Origin of the sequence: Hallella mizrahii (assembly GCF_009695775.1) — a bacterium.
GTDB classification, from domain to species: Bacteria; Bacteroidota; Bacteroidia; order Bacteroidales; family Bacteroidaceae; genus Prevotella; species Prevotella mizrahii.
On record NZ_VUNG01000032.1, the window covers coordinates 1 to 15,994 of the forward strand.

Here is a 15,994-nt window from a genome sequence, read left to right on the forward strand (position 1 = left end):
AAAAGCAAGGAGAAAACTCTTGAAAGAAGAATTAAAAAGCTTCAAGCAAAGATTCTTCGCCTACAGAATGAGCAAGCTCAATCTGGGCTCAAGGTAACGGATGGCACTGATTAGTTATATAGAAGTATAATCAAAGAGTAGTATGTTCAGCAATAAGAAAAGCGAGGCCTTGTTGGCCAAGATACGTGAGGGAGCCCCGTTGATGGGCCGTGAGAAGCTGCGGCTCATCGTGGAGTTGAGTATACCTTCCATCCTGGCTCAGATCACCAGCGTGCTGATGTTCTATATCGATGCCTCCATGGTGGGCTCGTTGGGTACCGAGGCCAGTGCCGCCATCGGCTTGGTGGAGCCAGCCTCATGGCTCTTCGGCTCGCTGACGGGTGCCGCGTCGATGGGTTTTGCCGTACAAGTGGCTCACTTCATAGGGGCGAACGATTTTCGGCAGGCCCGTCGGGTGATGAAGCACGGCTATCTGTTTTGCTTTGTTTTCTCTTTGGTGCTCATGGCCGTAGCCTGTGGTGTCTCCGGTCCGCTGCCCCGGTGGTTGGGTGGCGGCAGTGACATCCAGCACGATGCTTCCGCCTATTTCTTCATCTTCTCATTGGCCGCTCCGTTCTTCATGATGGAGAATCTGTCGTCGGCCATGCTCAAGTCGAGCGGCGACATGCGTCGGCCGAGCACCATTGCCGTGTTGGCGTGTGTACTTGACGTGGTTTTCAACTTCCTGCTGATCTTCCCTTCGCGCACCGTCAGCGTGCTGGGCATGGATGTCCCGCTGTGGGGAGCCGGACTACGTGTGGAGGGTGCAGCCCTGGGCACGTCGCTGGCCTATGTGGTCACCTCGCTGATCTTGGTATGGTTTAATGTGCGTCGCAGTCCTATCTTGGCTTGGCATCTCGACCGCGAGCGTTTTGTCTGGCAGCCGGCCTATGTGATGAAAGCTCTGAAGATCAGTGCGCCGATGGCTTTGCAGTATGTGCTGATGAATGGCGCGCAGATTGTTTCTACGATGATCGTTGCCCCGTTGGGCAATGTCGCCATTGCCGCCAACTCGTTTGCCGTGACCGCCGAGAGCCTGTGCTATATGCCCGGCTATGGTATCGGCGACGCCGCCTCTACGCTTGTCGGCCAGACGTTTGGAGCCGGACGGCAAGACCTTTGTCGCAGCTTTGCCTGGCTGACCATCGGCTTGGGCATGGGTGTGATGGCCGTGATGGGTGTGGTGATGTATGTCTTCGCCCCCGAGATGATCGGCTTCCTTACCCCCGTGGCAGCCATCCGCGAGTTGGGAACGCGCGTACTGCGCATCGAGGCTTTTGCCGAGCCTTTCTTTGCGGCGAGCATCGTAGCCTTCCGCGTCTGCCTCGGTGCCGGCGATACGCTCAAACCGGCAGTGATGAACCTCGCCTCGATGTGGTGCGTGCGTCTGACGCTTGCCTATGCCTTAAGTCAGCACTATGGTCTCGTCGGAGTATGGGTGGCGATGGCACTGGAGCTCACCTTCCGCGGCTGCATCTTCCTCTTCCGCATCGCTCGCGGACGCTGGTACATGAAACCGCAGACAGAAAAGGCAGAATCATAAGAATAGAATTTTCGTTTTAAATACACACACATGAAAAAACAAATCGTATTGTTGAGTCTGGCTCTCGCCTGCACAGGCGCTTTTGCCCAGACTCCCACGTCGGGTATCGACCGCAGCAACCTCGATACCTCGGTGCGTCCCGGTGACGACTTCTATCACTACGCCGCCGGTGGTTGGCTCAAGAGCCATCCCCTGGACGCAGAGCATCCCGAGAACGGTGCTTTCGTCGACCTCGAGGAACTCAATCAGAAGCGTATCCAGGAACTCATCCTGCAGTATGCCAATCAGCCGCAAAAGCAGGGCACGCTCGGGCAGAAGATCGGATCGCTCTACAATCTGATGATGGACAGCGTGCGCCTCAACCGCGAGGGATGGGCTCCGCTGAAGCCGACACTCGACCGTATCGCCGCCATCAAGAACACACGCGAGTATCAGATCGTCACGGCTGCGCTCGACCGCAACGGCGAGGGCACGATGATGTATGGCATCGGCGTGGACGCTGACCAGCGCAATGCCGCATGGAACCTCGTTGCCATCGGGCAGGGCGGACTCGGACTCGGCACGCGCGACTACTACACATCCGACGACCCTGACAAGAAAAAGGTGCTTGAGGCCTACAAGACCTATCTGACCCATCTCTTCCAACTCGTGGGCAACGATGAGGCTACGGCCAAGAGCAAGATGCAGAAAGTGCTCGACATCGAGACCGAGATCGCCAAGGCCAGCTACGACGAGGTGAAGCTTCGTGATGTCGACGGCAACTATCATAAGATGAGTTATACCGAGCTCGTCGACCAGTTCCCCGGCATCGACTGGGGCAACGTGATGCTGGCCAGCGGCATGCCCGCCATCGACAGCATCAACGTGGCTCAGCCCGAACCGATCCATGAGGTCGAGAAGATTCTGGCCAACACGCCGCTGGAGAATCTGAAGACCTATGCCGAGGCCAAGGTCATCAGTGGTGCTGCCAGTCAGCTCAGCGATGCTTTCCGCAAGGAGGCCTTCCAGTTCGGCTCTGCGCTGAGTGGTGTCAAGCAGGACCGTCCGCGCTGGAAGCGTGCCGTAAGTCTGGTCAGCGGTACACTCGGTGAGGCCATCGGCAAGCTCTATGTCGAGAAGTACTTCCCCGAAAGCTCCAAGAAGAAGATGCTCGACCTTGTCCACAACCTGCAGACAGCTCTCGCACAGCGCATCGACGCCGCTACCTGGATGGGACCCGCCACAAAGGCACAGGCCAAGGACAAGCTTCAGAACTTCATCATCAAGATCGGATACCCCGACAAGTGGAAAGACTATAGCGGACTGCAGGTTGTCGACTCGCTGAGCCTCTACGAGAATCTCCAGCGCATCTCACGTTGGGCTACCGACAAATATATCGCTGAGAAGGTCAACAAGAAGGTGGACAAGAGCGAGTGGGGCATGACACCGCAGACCATCAACGCCTACTACAACCCGACGACCAACGAGATCTGCTTCCCCGCTGCCATCCTGCAGCCGCCATTCTTCGATCCCAACGCTGACGACGCAGTGAACTATGGTGCCATCGGCGGCGTCATCGGACACGAGATGAGCCACGGCTTCGACGACCAGGGATCGCAGTTCGACAAGAACGGCAACCAGCACGACTGGTGGACAGCACAGGACAAGAAGAACTTCAACGCACGCACAAAGGTGCTCGCCGACTATTTCTCTGGCTTTGAGGTGCTTCCCGGCGTGAAGATCAACGGCAAGCAGACCCTTGGAGAGAACATCGGCGACAACGGCGGACTCAATATTGCCTTCACTGCCCTGCAAAACAGCATGAAGCAGCATCCGCTGACCACCATCGACGGCTTCACGCCTGAGCAACGCTTCTTCCTGGCCTGGGGTCGCGTGTGGGCTTCGAATATGACACCGGAGGTGATTCGCTATCTCATCACCGTCGACGTGCACTCTCCCAATATGGCACGTGTCAATGCCGCTCTGCCACAGATCGACGCCTGGTACAAGGCCTTCGGCGTGAAGAAGGGCGACAAGCTGTTCTTGCCCAAGAACAAGCGTGCACATATCTGGTAAACAATCGCTGAAATCCTGTTTTGTTGGATAAACTGACAAGAAACGGCCTCTGAGAATCGATTCTTTGCGACGAAGTGTCCTCTCGGCCGCAATTTCGCGATTCTCGTGAGGTTTTTAGAAAGTTGCTGATTATCAGATAATTGTAAACGTCTGGCTGATTTCTACCGAAGAAATCGTTGAGATGCTTCGGTCAGAAAGGTACTTTGACCGAAAATTCTCTAGAGAATTTCTGATGAAACAACCGAGATGATCCGGTCATCACGGTAATTTCATAGCGAGAAAAGGGTGATTTGACCAAGTCAAATCACCCTTTTCTGTGTCTGACTGGGCAAAAAACATGGAAAAACGCTTGTTTTTGCCTTGCATCACTCTTTTTTGCTGATACTTCCATCTCTAGATTGAATGTTCAAGTTGACAGACTTTTGTAAAAATGCTTTCCGCCTCTTCCCCGCGATCCTTAGGCTTTGACAAAACGGCTCATGGGCTGTCGCACTTTCTATATAGCGTGTGACATTATGTCATACCTCTCCCTGTGCCACCAGCCGTTGGCACACGCTTTGTTATTTAAGGGGCGGACAATCAAGTCCAACAGTTAACATCGAATAATAAATAAAATATATACAATTATGGGAAAGATTATTGGAATCGACTTAGGTACTACCAACAGCTGTGTGGCTGTGTTTGAAGGCAATGAGCCTGTAGTAATCGCAAACTCTGAAGGCAAGCGTACGACACCGTCTGTCGTGGGCTTCGTCAAGGACGGTGAGCGCAAGATTGGTGACCCGGCAAAGCGTCAGGCTATCACCAACCCGAAGAACACTGTCTACTCCATCAAGCGTTTCATGGGTGAGACCTACGAGCAGAGCCGCAAAGAGGCTGAGCGTGTGCCTTACACAGTGATCAACGACAACGGTTATCCTAAGGTGCAGATCGAGGGTGCAGCACATCCTTACACACCGCAGGAGATCTCGGCTATGATTCTGCAGAAGATGAAGAAGACCGCTGAGGACTATCTCGGTCAGGAGGTCAACGAGGCAGTCATCACCGTACCTGCTTACTTCTCTGACTCTCAGCGTCAGGCTACCAAGGAGGCTGGTGAGATCGCTGGTCTGAAGGTGCGCCGTATCGTCAACGAGCCTACGGCTGCCGCTCTGGCTTACGGTGTCGACAAGGCCAACAAGGACATGAAGATCGCTGTCTTCGACCTTGGTGGTGGTACGTTCGATATCTCTATCCTTGAGTTCGGTGGCGGCGTGTTTGAGGTGCTCGCTACCAATGGTGATACCCATCTGGGTGGTGATGACTTCGACCAGGTGATCATCGACTGGCTCGTCAACGGCTTCAAGGCCGACGAGGGCATCGACCTGACCAAGGATCCTATGGCTATGCAGCGCTTGAAGGAGGCTGCTGAGAAGGCAAAGATCGAGTTGAGCTCTACTACTTCCACGGAGATCAACCTGCCTTATATCTCTGCTGAGGGCGGTGTGCCTAAGCACTTGGTGAAGACACTGACACGTGCTCAGTTTGAGCAACTCGCTCACGACCTGATCCAGAAGTGTCTGGTACCTTGCCAAAACGCTATCCGCGACGCTAAGCTCTCTACCAGCGACATCGACGAGGTGATCCTCGTGGGTGGTTCCAGCCGTATTCCTGCTGTACAGACGCTGGTGAAGAACTACTTCGGCAAGGAGCCCAGCAAGGGCGTTAACCCTGATGAGGTCGTCGCTGTGGGCGCTGCTATCCAGGGCGCTATCCTCAACAACGAGAAAGGTGCCGGCGATATCGTGCTGCTCGACGTCACTCCGCTGACCCTCGGTATCGAAACCATGGGTGGCGTGATGACAAAGCTGATCGACGCCAACACGACCATTCCTTGCAAGAAGAGTCAGATCTTCTCTACCGCTGTCGATAACCAGACGGCCGTGACCATCCACGTGCTGCAGGGTGAGCGCCCGATGGCTGCTCAGAACAAGAGCATCGGACAGTTCAACCTTGAGGGCATTGCACCCGCTCGCCGTGGTGTTCCACAGATCGAGGTGACCTTTGATATCGACGCCAACGGTATTCTGAACGTCAGCGCTAAGGATAAGGCTACCGGCAAGGAGCAGAAGATTCGCATCGAGGCTTCCAGCGGCTTGAGCCAGGACGAGATCGAGCGCATGAGAGCTGAGGCTAAGGCCAACGAGGATGCTGATAAGAAGGAGCGTGAGAAAGTGGACAAGCTCAATCAGGCAGACTCCATGATCTTCACCACCGAGAACTTCCTCAAGGACAATGCCGACAAGATCCCGGCTGACAAGAAGCCGGCCATCGAGGATGCTCTCAACAAGTTGAAGGATGCCCACAAGGCTGCCGACGTGGCCGCCATCGACACAGCTATGGCTGCTCTGAACACCGCTGTTCAGGCTGCTTCGGCTCAGATGTATGGTCAGGGCGGTGCTCAGGCTGGTGCCCAGGGCTTCCAGGGCGGTGCCAACGCCGGTGCCGGTTCGCAGCAGAACACGAACAACGGTTCTGACAACAAGTCGGACGACAATATTCAGGATGCCGACTTCGAGGAGGTGAAGTAATATTGACAACTATCAATAACGATAAATAATGAAATGGGTGTAGCTCAATGAGTTACACCCATTTTTATTTTGGTTAATCTTTGTATAATTACCGATTTCTTCCGATTTTTATCTTATATTTGTACCATATTTGGAACGCGACCTAATTTCTGACAAGGTGCGACTTATCCATACTTATACATACATAATCCCACTTAAAACGGTACAACATGCCATCTGCTAAGTTTGAGATTAAACGGAAGTGCCAGTATTGCGGTAATACATTCATCGCAAAGACACTTGATTCGAAGTACTGCTCTCGACGATGCTCTCAAAGGGCCTATGACCAAAGAGAGGCCGCCAAGAAGAGGATGAGCCAGCTGAATGACATCGTGGAGAATATACCCGAGGCCAGAGATTATATCTCTGTCCACGAAGCGGTAGCCATGTTTGGCATCAGTAGAGATACCATTTATCGGTTGATAAGGAAGGGAAACGTTCCTGCCATCAATATTGGGCAGCGACTTACAAGAATCAGCAAAAGTAAGTTGAGCGAAATGTTTCCGCTTCGCGCAGAACCTATTGACAGAAGTAGAGCATTGCCTAAGTCCTATCACCTTGAGCCAGAAGACTGCTACACCATTGGCGAAATCTCCAAGACTTATGGTATAGACGACAGTACGGTCTATGCCCATATTCGAAAATATTCCATACCAACAAGGCAAATAGGCAACTTCGTCTATGCGCCCAAAGAAGATATTGATCACCTTTATAAAGATGTTGTGAAGTCATGAAGAAACCACTCCCCAACACCAAGTGTACTGTAAAGCTCCGAAAGTCGGAGTATCGCGAAGAATGGTATCTCATCATTGAGAGCTACCCAGTATTTGCCTATCCTGGCGCTAAGCCGTCACGACACAAAGAGGCATTGAACCGTACCATCACGACCCCTATATGGGATAAGAGTCGACCATCACGGCCTAAAGCCGACGGCACTGTGTCGTACAAGCCCAAGCGGGACATCAACGGAGTCATTGTATGCCGATCGGATATGGATAATGAAGCGTGCCGCTATGCCGACAAGGTGAGAGCCTTGAGGCAACGTGAATACGACAATGCCGCACTCTATACGGACAACGAGGCTGAGCAGGCAGCACAAAACGAGCGGTCGATGCAAAACTTTATCCCTTACTTTAAGCAGGTATCGGAGAAGAGGCATAGAAACAGTTCCGATTCGATAATCATCAACTGGGGACGTGTCTATGAGTTGCTGAAGGTTTATGCCAATGGCGATACGATACTCTTCAGAGATATTGACCTGAGCATGATAGAGAACTTCAAGTTCTTCGTACTGTATGCTCCCAAGGGAGGCAATAAGTCGGGGACTATATCACAAAACACGGCTTCTACCTATTTTGCCATCTTCAAGGCAGGACTGAAGCAGGCTTTTGTGGACGGATACCTCACCGTGGACCTTTCCGCTAAGGTGAAGGGTATTCCCGAAGAGGAAAGTCGGCGCGAGCATCTTACCATTGGGGAGCTCAACATCCTTGCGCACACACCCTGCGCCATCCCTGTCGTCAAACGGGCTGCACTTTTTTCGGCTCTAACCGGTCTTCGCCATGTCGATATAAAACTGATGACGTGGCAGGAAGTGATAGAGGACGGCGATCACTACAGACTCGATTTCACGCAACGTAAGACGCATGGCGTGGAATACATGCCAATATCCTCTCAGGCTTATCAGCTATGTGGAGAACGGTTGGATGGCAAACGACTGGTGTTTGAGGGGTTGCCGGACCCTTCATGGATTTCTAAGCCACTGCAACGGTGGATTCAATCGGCCGGTATTACAAAGCATATAACTTTCCATTGTTTTCGCCACACCTATGCTACGCTACAGTTGGCCAGTGGTACCGACATCTATACTGTGAGCAAGATGCTTGGACATACTAACGTGAGAACGACGCAAGTTTATACCAGTGCGCCCAGATTGGTCGCTTGATAAATGCTTCAATAGCAAGAAGTTAGGATTGGGCTCGATAAATCCTATCGTCAATCAGCTTATCCAAAGAGGAAACTCAGAGGGGAGTGTAGCATGCTGATTAAAGTCCCGAGTTCACAAATAGCCATGTGACGACTGAGGGGCAAGACGAAAAGACATATATGAGGATGAAGCCTTGATTGGTTCAACGATAGTTCGGCGGTACCACATTTTGCAATGACGGAAGGCTATCATAAACGTCATTTCATAATACTCTGTCTATTTGGTGTTAGTGCAGAGCAACAAGAGCCGATTATGACGCAGCCGCAATAAGCGGAAACGAACGAAAGTCGCATCCGACAATATGTCATGCCAATAGTTATCAAGTGTAGCTAACTGGGGATTGCCTAAATCGGAAAGCCAAAAGAATGGCTATTGGGGTTGGCCCATGAATATCCGACATGGCAACGGAGTTCTCGTAGTAGTCCGAGCAGGTTAATAGCCTGCACATGGCGAAGGGGAACAGTATGTAACTTTAGTACAAACAAAGGAAAACGTGAGAGACGTATGAGAAATCCTGAGCAAGTATTAAACATTTTAGCTGAACACAGCAGTGATTCAAGCTACAAGTACGAAAGACTCTATCGTATCTTGTTCAACGAGCAGATGTTCTATGTCGCCTATCAGCGTATACACGCAAAGCCCGGCAATATGACTGCCGGAACAGATAAGAAGACAGCAGACGGCATGAGCGTTGACAAGGTAAATAAGCTGATAGACAGCCTTAAGAATGAGACCTACAGTCCCAAACCTGCAAGGAGGGTTTACATACCCAAGAAGAACGGCAAGAAACGCCCTTTGGGTATTCCCGCTTTCGCAGACAAGTTAGTGCAAGAGGTGGTAAGGATGATATTGGAATCTATCTATGAAGGTTATTTCGAATGGACCTCACATGGATTCCGACCTAATCGCAGTTGCCATACCGCACTGAAGAGTTTGCAAAACAACTTCAATGGTACTAAATGGTTCATTGAGGGAGACATAAAAGGCTTCTTCGACAACATAGACCACAACGTGCTCATTGAAATACTAAGGGAAAGGATATTAGACGAGAGATTTCTACGTCTGATACGCAAATTTCTCAATGCAGGGTATTTGGAAGAATGGCAATTCAACAAGACCTATTCGGGCACACCGCAAGGCGGCATCGTCAGTCCAATATTGGCGAATATCTACCTTGACAAGTTCGATAAGTTTATGGAAGAATATGCACAGAAATTCCGTAAGGGAACAGTGAGGCGCAGGAACAAGGACATCCGTAAGCTAAACAACCGCGTGCATTATCTTAAAAAGAGAATAAGCGAGGTTAAGGATGCAGATAAAATATCCGCAATGATAGATGAACTTCGTACTAAACAAAGGCAGATACTGACAATGCCGAGTGGAGCCGATATGGATGAAAATTTCCGTAGACTGAAATATGTGCGGTATGCTGATGACTTTCTCATTGGGGTCATTGGCACAAAGGAAGAGTGCGTCAAAATCAAGGCCGACATTACTCATTTTATGCAAGAAAAGCTGAAGTTGGAAATGTCACAAGAAAAGACTCTGATAACCAACGCACAAGACTACGCCAAATTCTTGGGCTACGAGATTTGTGTCCGTAAAGATTACACCGCACAGAAGAATGCGAGAGGAGAAATACGTAGACATCGCAATGGAAATGTGGTTCTTCATATATCACGGGAAGTGATTAAAAAGAAGCTCATTGACCTTGCGGCAATGGAAGTAGTCTCGGAAAAAGGCAAAGAGGTTTGGCGGTACAAAGGGCGAACGTACCTTATGGACTCAGAGCCCCATGAAATCGTCAGCCGCTACAATACTGAGATACGTGGCTTCTATAAGTATTACTCTATTGCAAACAATGCATCGGCACTTGGTAGCTCTTTCGGGTGCATCATGAAGTTCAGAATGTTCAAGACTCTTGCCATGAAATGGAATTGTTCCGTGAGGGCTGTGACAAACAAGTTGCGTGAAGGTGATAACTTTGTTGTTTGGTTCACGGATAAGAAGGGCGAGAGAAAGCCAAGAGTGTTCTACAATGAAGGCTTCAGGCGGTTGACCGACTTGGGGACTGCAAAGTATGACAATCTGCCTTACATGTTCATTACTCCCTCGATGAGTCTGATTGAAAGATTGTTGGCAGGGAAATGTGAACTTTGTGGTAAGGAAGCAAAGGTTGAAGTACACCACGTCAGAAAACTTTCAGAATTGAAAGGTAAGACTGAGTGGGAGCGAAGAATGCTCAAAATGCACAGAAAGACGCTTATCGTTTGTGCAGACTGCCATAGCAAGATTCATAGCGACTAAAGCTAATGCTATTACATATGGAGAGCCGTATACGCGGAGACGTGTAAGTACGGTTCGGGGGCAGACTTGTGAAAACCTACCTCCGTAAGGAGACAAGGCGTCACGGGTCGAGCCTACAGAGCGAGGAAGAGCAGAAGAGCCGTATCTCTGAAGCCATGGACAAACGTCAGATTGATCTCAGCACCATGGTAAAGGGCATGAAGGAATGCAGGCTTACCATCGGTCATGATGGGCGGGCTACGCTCTCTGCTGACAACGGCAGTACCAAGGTCACCCGTGACCTATCCAATGCGGAGATGTCTCGTTTGCAGACTATTCTTGGAGCAGACAATCTCACCGACGAGGGCAAGAAAATCCGCATAGCAGGACTCGTCAATGGCATTGTCATCTCCCAGCAGGTGTCGCAGAACTACGAAAATATCGAGCAGAGAGGACAGCAGCAGGAACAGAGTGTCAAGAGATAGTTGCTCCTTGAAGAAACCAAGACCATGGATATTACCCAAATGTGGTAATGAGTACAAGCAATAACTATTAACCCAATACTGAATTATGATTAAATGCGATGTAACCATCTGCGGTACTGTCAGCAAGGCTGCGCAGGTACGCAACAACAAGGACGGCAAGCCATTCACCACCTTTGGCGTGGCTGTTGTCATCCTCAATCCGCAAGGTATCAACAAGACCGTTGAGATCAGTGTCATAAAGGATGGAGCGGAGAATACCACGGACTATGTGGCGGGCAACCGCATCGAGATGACTGGAACACTCATGTTCCGCAAGCGTGAGGACACCCTTTACTTCAATTTTTCTGCCCAAACCGTCCACCTCACCCCGACATCTACAGAGGATGCTATCAAGGGCGAACTGACAATGAAGGGCACTTCGGGTAAGAACATTGAACAGAAGCAGACCAAGACCGGCAAGACTATGCTCATCTTCTCTGCCTACAGTGGCGAGAAAATAGATAAAGGTTTTGCTTTCACCTGGGTTCGTTTCGTTCAGTTCGGTGCCACTCGTCCCGACTGGCTCCAGCCCAAGGCTACGCTTGAGGCAAAGGGTGAGTTAGAGTTGTCGCTCTATAACGACCGTCTGAGTATCGGCTGTAAGCTGTCTGACCTTCAGCCTTGGCAGAAGCCACAGTATGTTCCCCGAGAAGCTCAGGTGAAACAGAGCAGCTCTTCTGATGACTGCCCATTCTAACCTCACTTCCCTTATCTATTCATATTAATCCCCAACAACACCTTTAATCTATGCCAAGAAAAAACTACAACACCGATGGTCCCAATGCAGAAGACCGTGCTTGGGCTGCGTTCACCGGCATGATGATTCAGCACATTAAGGAAATCCAAAAGGACTGGAAAAAGCCTTGGTTTTCCGAGACTGCCTCAAAGTGGCCGAAGAACATGTCTGGAAGAGAGTACAACGGTATGAACGCAATCATGTTGATGCTTCAATCAGAGAAGCAGGGCTACACCACTCCCGTATGGGCAACCTTTGACCGGGTAGCAGGTCTGAACTTCGTTAAAGGCAACGACGGCAAACGGCAACGCAAGTTGGATGACAACGGCCAGCCATTGCCTCTCGTCTCCATCAACAAGGGCGAGAAATCCACTCCCGTCTTCATCACGACGTTCACAGTGGTCAACAAGGAGACCAGGGAGAGGATCAAGTACGATGACTATAAGCAGATGGCACAGGAGGAGCGCGCGAAGTACAATGTCTATCCTAAGCTGCAGGTCTATAATGTCTTCAACGTGGCCGCACAGACCAATCTCCAGGAGTCGCGTCCCGAGCTCTATGCTAAGATAGTGCAGGAAAACCAGTCTCCAAGACGTGAAGCTGGCGAGACTACTACCTTCGAGCCGTTAGACAAGATGATCAGTGGTAACCTTTGGTTCTGTCCTGTTAAGGAAGTGGAGGGGGATAATTGCTACTATTCGGTGTCCAAGGATGAGATCGTCTTGCCCCCTCGTGCCACCTTTGTAGATGGGGAAAGCTTCGCTGGTAATTTCTTTCACGAGGCAACCCACAGCTTAGGCAGTGAACACCGGTTGAACCGCCTCGCAGGTGCAAAATTCGGCTCCAAGGATTACGCAGTCGAAGAGCTTATCGCCGAGATGACAGCCGCTGCCGTCTCCAGTCGTTATGGCATGACCAAGCATGTCAAGGAGGATTCTGCGGCCTATCTCAAATCTTGGCTCAAGAGCCTCAATGAGTCTCCCGAGTTCATCAAGACTGTCCTCACCGATGTGAGAAAAGCAGCCAGTGTGATGACCCAGCGCATCGACAAGATTCAAGTTGCCATCGATGAGGGTAAGGAACTCCACAAAGAGGACTTCCCTGATTTCCAGAAAGCAAACGGTCAAATTACCCAGGCAGGACAATCTATGATAGCCGCCAAGTCAGCTGACTCGCAATGTTCGAATTCTACCGTGGAAGAAGCCAAATCGCTGCAGGTGGAGCAACCTAAGGAGTCCAATGAGGAACGAATATCGAGAGGTTATCATAGATAATCAAAAAGACTTTGTCTAATATTCTATAGGAAATGACCAATGATCGGATATATTCTGTCAAATGGTCAAAATGGTCATTTCCTATTATTCCCAGATCGCAGAAGTTCCTATATGTTCCCAATACCATTTTACAGTATCTTTGAGTCCCTCTTCGAATGATTTAATAGGGCAATACTTAGGTGTCCGTTTCCACATGGAAGATGTTCACCGTGGCTTTCTCACGGGGGAAGAATTGAATAGAATCATAACAAAGAAGATAGACAGCAAGAGTCTTCAGCTCGTCCGTGATCTCTTTGTGTTCAGCTGCTTCACCGGTATATCCTATGGCGACGTGAGAGCCCTTGAGCCAAGCAACGTCGTTACAATGAGCAATATGGAGTGGATAACAGGAATACGTCTCAAGACAAAGCAACGCTACAGTGTTGTTCTCTTCGACGGCGCCAAGCTCATCATGAAGAAGTACGAGAACGCCCCTCGCTGTAAGGGCCACATTTTTCCAGTGATCTCCAACCAGAAGACCAACAAATTTCTGAAGAAGATTGCGTCCATATGCGGTATTGAAAAGAACCTTACCTTTCACATGGCCCGCCACACCTTCGCAACCCTAGCGCTTACCAAAGGAGTATCGATTGAGGTACTGTCTAAGATGCTGGGTCATGCTAACATAAAGTCAACACAAGTGTACGCCGACATCACCAACAAGAAGGTCGCAAGCGAGATGAAGAAGCTCTTTAAGGATGCTGACGTTGTCAATGTCAAGCATGAAACGGAAGACATGACTGGCATCAGTGAAGACGCAATTGAGAAGCCTAAGCCAGCTCAAATTTAATTTCGAATAAATACCGTTGTAGTCGATGAGACATATGGATACCGATGCCATAGTTAGGAGCTAGGTCTGTACTGGACCGACGCTTACGATTGATCTTGAGCTACAAAATTCTAATAGAGTTATCCCTCTAATTTCCCATAGACGCCACAAGTATTAGACAGAACTTGTGGCGTATGTCTTATAGAGAGAAGCAATAAAAACTTACCGTTGTGCTACTTTATTCTTCACAAGTGTTTTTGCCAGTTTCATAGCTTTCCGTCATGTTCTTCAGAATTTCAATCATCTCTTGGCGGAGACTATCGGGACTAATGACCGTAATCTTTCGTTCGTGCCAAAGGAGTTCTTGCAGGAAATCTCGGGACGGCCGGAGATGAAGCCGATAGTCTGTGTATTCGCCATAGTCTTCAATCTTCTCCTGACTGTCGTGCAACTTCACTTCATCGATGTAGTTGTTCTCGGGATAGAAGGCGCGGATCACGATGTCTTGGGCTGGTACGTTGTCCATGTGCATGATGCCAAAGCAGTCGCCATAGAAGTTATCGGGAGATAGCTTCTTGCGTATTGCCGCTGGCAGATTGTGTCGCTTGCAACGAACTGCCATGTTGTTGATCCTGTCGAAAGGAAGCACGCGAGGGTTGTATTCTTTTCCTTCTTCGATCTTGTTGCCAATGACATACCACCGCTGATGGAACATACGCACAAAGCAGGGCACGAGATCTATATTCTGCTCCTCACCGTATGCTGTGGTATAACTGAAGCTCAGGGAGTAATGTTTGTCGATGGCGTTGAGAATATCGTCGAGCAACTCCGTATTTTCGGGTGCATCGTCGAGCATCACCTTGTTGTGGTATTTCAGCATATCGCCAAGTGAGGCAATGCGCAGGGCTGAGAGCATCCAGTCCGTTATCTCCATGGCGGCATAGCGGTCACGTCGGATGAAGTAGCGGTAACCGTCACTCTTATCGCACTCAATCTCCAGACCGAACATCGTGTTGATCTCCTCACGATAACGGTGGAAGGTTCGTTCTGACAGTTCCTTTCCCTCCACGTTACTTGCCGCATCGGCCCATTCGTCACAGATCTCCTGAATTGTCATCTTCTGGTGCTCCAACTTTCCGATGAGCCAGCAATAGAATTTCGTTCTGTTCGTCATAGATTTAAGAATTCTTGAGGTTGAACATCTTGTTCTTCTTGGCACTCGTCCATCATCTTCCAGATCTTCTTGTAGACGAACCTGTCCATCAAGTTGTAAGGAAATAGTTTGATCGGCTTCGTGTGAAAACTTCCGCACTTCGGGCACTTCATAGGTTGCGAGAAAGCAGTTGCCTGAAACTCAATGTCGGCAGCCTTGAACTTGTTCCCGCACTTGTCGCATTTGAATGTTGTGAATCCTCTAAGCATAAATCATTCCTCCAATGTTTATTGTTTACGAGTGCAAAGATAGAGAGACGTTGCGCCAAAAGGTGGCAAGACATGAAGAATTATGAGTCAAAATTTTGATTTCTCTTATATACAATTGTTTGCACTTCAAACGACATGGGCATATGAAAGCACAAGCTAACACATGCCCAATGAAGTGGTTCTTTCTGACAAAAGCTATGCTAATTGACAGGGTTCAGCTACAAATTCAGAAAGATTGCAGGATTTCAGGAGTAGATAGGACTCTTGGTCTACGAAAGTGAAGAGATTAAACTCTTCCAAGCGGAATGCTGATGGGAAGGCTATGCCCTTATTGAAGACATATTTTTCTACAGTCATGATCTTGCCACTCTTGAAGGCTCGCATAGTTGATTTCTCTCTGTTTATAGCTTTACCTTTAAACAAAGGAGCTGCAATAGCCGTATAGCTTTCACCATCTACAGAGAACAAAGCCTTATTGACATTTAGCTTGTCGATGACACTAGCTACTTTACTAGATTTAAAGATAGGAAGAGCACCTATGAAGAAAGGACAATCAGATATCTTCGAATTGTCAGCATCTTTAGTCCAATGGAACTCGCGTCCGTTCAATTGTTTAATATCGCCTGTTGCAAGAATCTTACTCATATCAAGATCTCCGAAGTTGATAGAGGCGAAACCGTTTGGTTTGTTTGTAAGTTTATAAATTGCCAT

At 49.5% G+C, this 15,994-nt stretch carries 12 protein-coding genes; 10 read left to right on the plus strand and 2 right to left on the minus strand.

Features of this window, described 5'->3' with window-relative positions; genetic code table 11:
- Positions 1-142: 142 nt before the first annotated feature.
- From FYJ73_RS11210 to FYJ73_RS11255, 10 genes are all read left to right on the plus strand, one after another.
- Positions 143-1,582 carry an MATE family efflux transporter gene (locus FYJ73_RS11210; RefSeq protein ID WP_154534811.1) on the plus strand — a complete coding sequence of 480 codons (1,440 nt, stop codon included), beginning with the start codon at positions 143-145 and terminating at the stop codon, positions 1,580-1,582.
- A 30-nt stretch (positions 1,583-1,612) separates the two neighbouring features.
- Positions 1,613-3,637: a M13 family metallopeptidase gene (locus FYJ73_RS11215; RefSeq protein ID WP_154534812.1), complete on the plus strand. Its 2,025-nt coding sequence runs from the start codon at positions 1,613-1,615 to the stop codon at positions 3,635-3,637.
- A 626-nt stretch (positions 3,638-4,263) separates the two neighbouring features.
- Positions 4,264-6,207, plus strand: a complete 1,944-nt coding sequence (gene dnaK, locus FYJ73_RS11220) for a molecular chaperone DnaK (RefSeq protein WP_154534813.1) — start codon at positions 4,264-4,266, stop codon at positions 6,205-6,207.
- A 209-nt stretch (positions 6,208-6,416) separates the two neighbouring features.
- A complete protein-coding gene (locus tag FYJ73_RS11225) occupies positions 6,417-6,980 on the plus strand; it encodes a helix-turn-helix domain-containing protein (protein WP_154534814.1) in 564 nt (187 codons plus the stop codon).
- Positions 6,977-8,191: a site-specific integrase gene (locus tag FYJ73_RS11230; protein ID WP_154534815.1), complete on the plus strand. Its 1,215-nt coding sequence runs from the start codon at positions 6,977-6,979 to the stop codon at positions 8,189-8,191. The genes FYJ73_RS11225 and FYJ73_RS11230 overlap by 4 nt, the downstream gene beginning before the upstream one ends.
- A gap of 546 nt (positions 8,192-8,737) precedes the next feature.
- Entirely contained in the window at positions 8,738-10,540 is a 1,803-nt protein-coding gene (locus FYJ73_RS11235; RefSeq protein WP_154534816.1) for a reverse transcriptase domain-containing protein, read from the plus strand.
- A gap of 68 nt (positions 10,541-10,608) precedes the next feature.
- Positions 10,609-11,004, plus strand: a complete 396-nt coding sequence (locus FYJ73_RS11240; protein ID WP_154534817.1) for a hypothetical protein — start codon at positions 10,609-10,611, stop codon at positions 11,002-11,004.
- 85 nt (positions 11,005-11,089) lie between these two features.
- The gene (locus FYJ73_RS11245; RefSeq protein ID WP_154534818.1) at positions 11,090-11,740 is read left to right on the plus strand and encodes a hypothetical protein; all 651 of its coding nucleotides are present in this window, start codon (positions 11,090-11,092) and stop codon (positions 11,738-11,740) included.
- Positions 11,741-11,790: 50 nt separating this feature from the next.
- Complete coding sequence (locus FYJ73_RS11250; protein ID WP_154534819.1) at positions 11,791-13,053, plus strand: zincin-like metallopeptidase domain-containing protein; 1,263 nt, start codon at positions 11,791-11,793, stop codon at positions 13,051-13,053.
- Between the two features lie 193 nt (positions 13,054-13,246).
- Entirely contained in the window at positions 13,247-13,882 is a 636-nt protein-coding gene (locus tag FYJ73_RS11255; protein WP_206081765.1) for a site-specific integrase, read from the plus strand.
- A gap of 217 nt (positions 13,883-14,099) precedes the next feature.
- Here the strand turns inward: FYJ73_RS11255 and FYJ73_RS11260 are convergent, their stop codons facing one another.
- Both FYJ73_RS11260 and FYJ73_RS11265 read right to left on the minus strand, forming a co-directional pair.
- Positions 14,100-15,035, minus strand: coding sequence for a helix-turn-helix transcriptional regulator (locus tag FYJ73_RS11260; RefSeq protein WP_154534821.1), 936 nt, complete (start codon positions 15,033-15,035; stop codon positions 14,100-14,102).
- Between the two features lie 443 nt (positions 15,036-15,478).
- Entirely contained in the window at positions 15,479-15,994 is a 516-nt protein-coding gene (locus FYJ73_RS11265) for a hypothetical protein (RefSeq protein ID WP_154534822.1), read from the minus strand.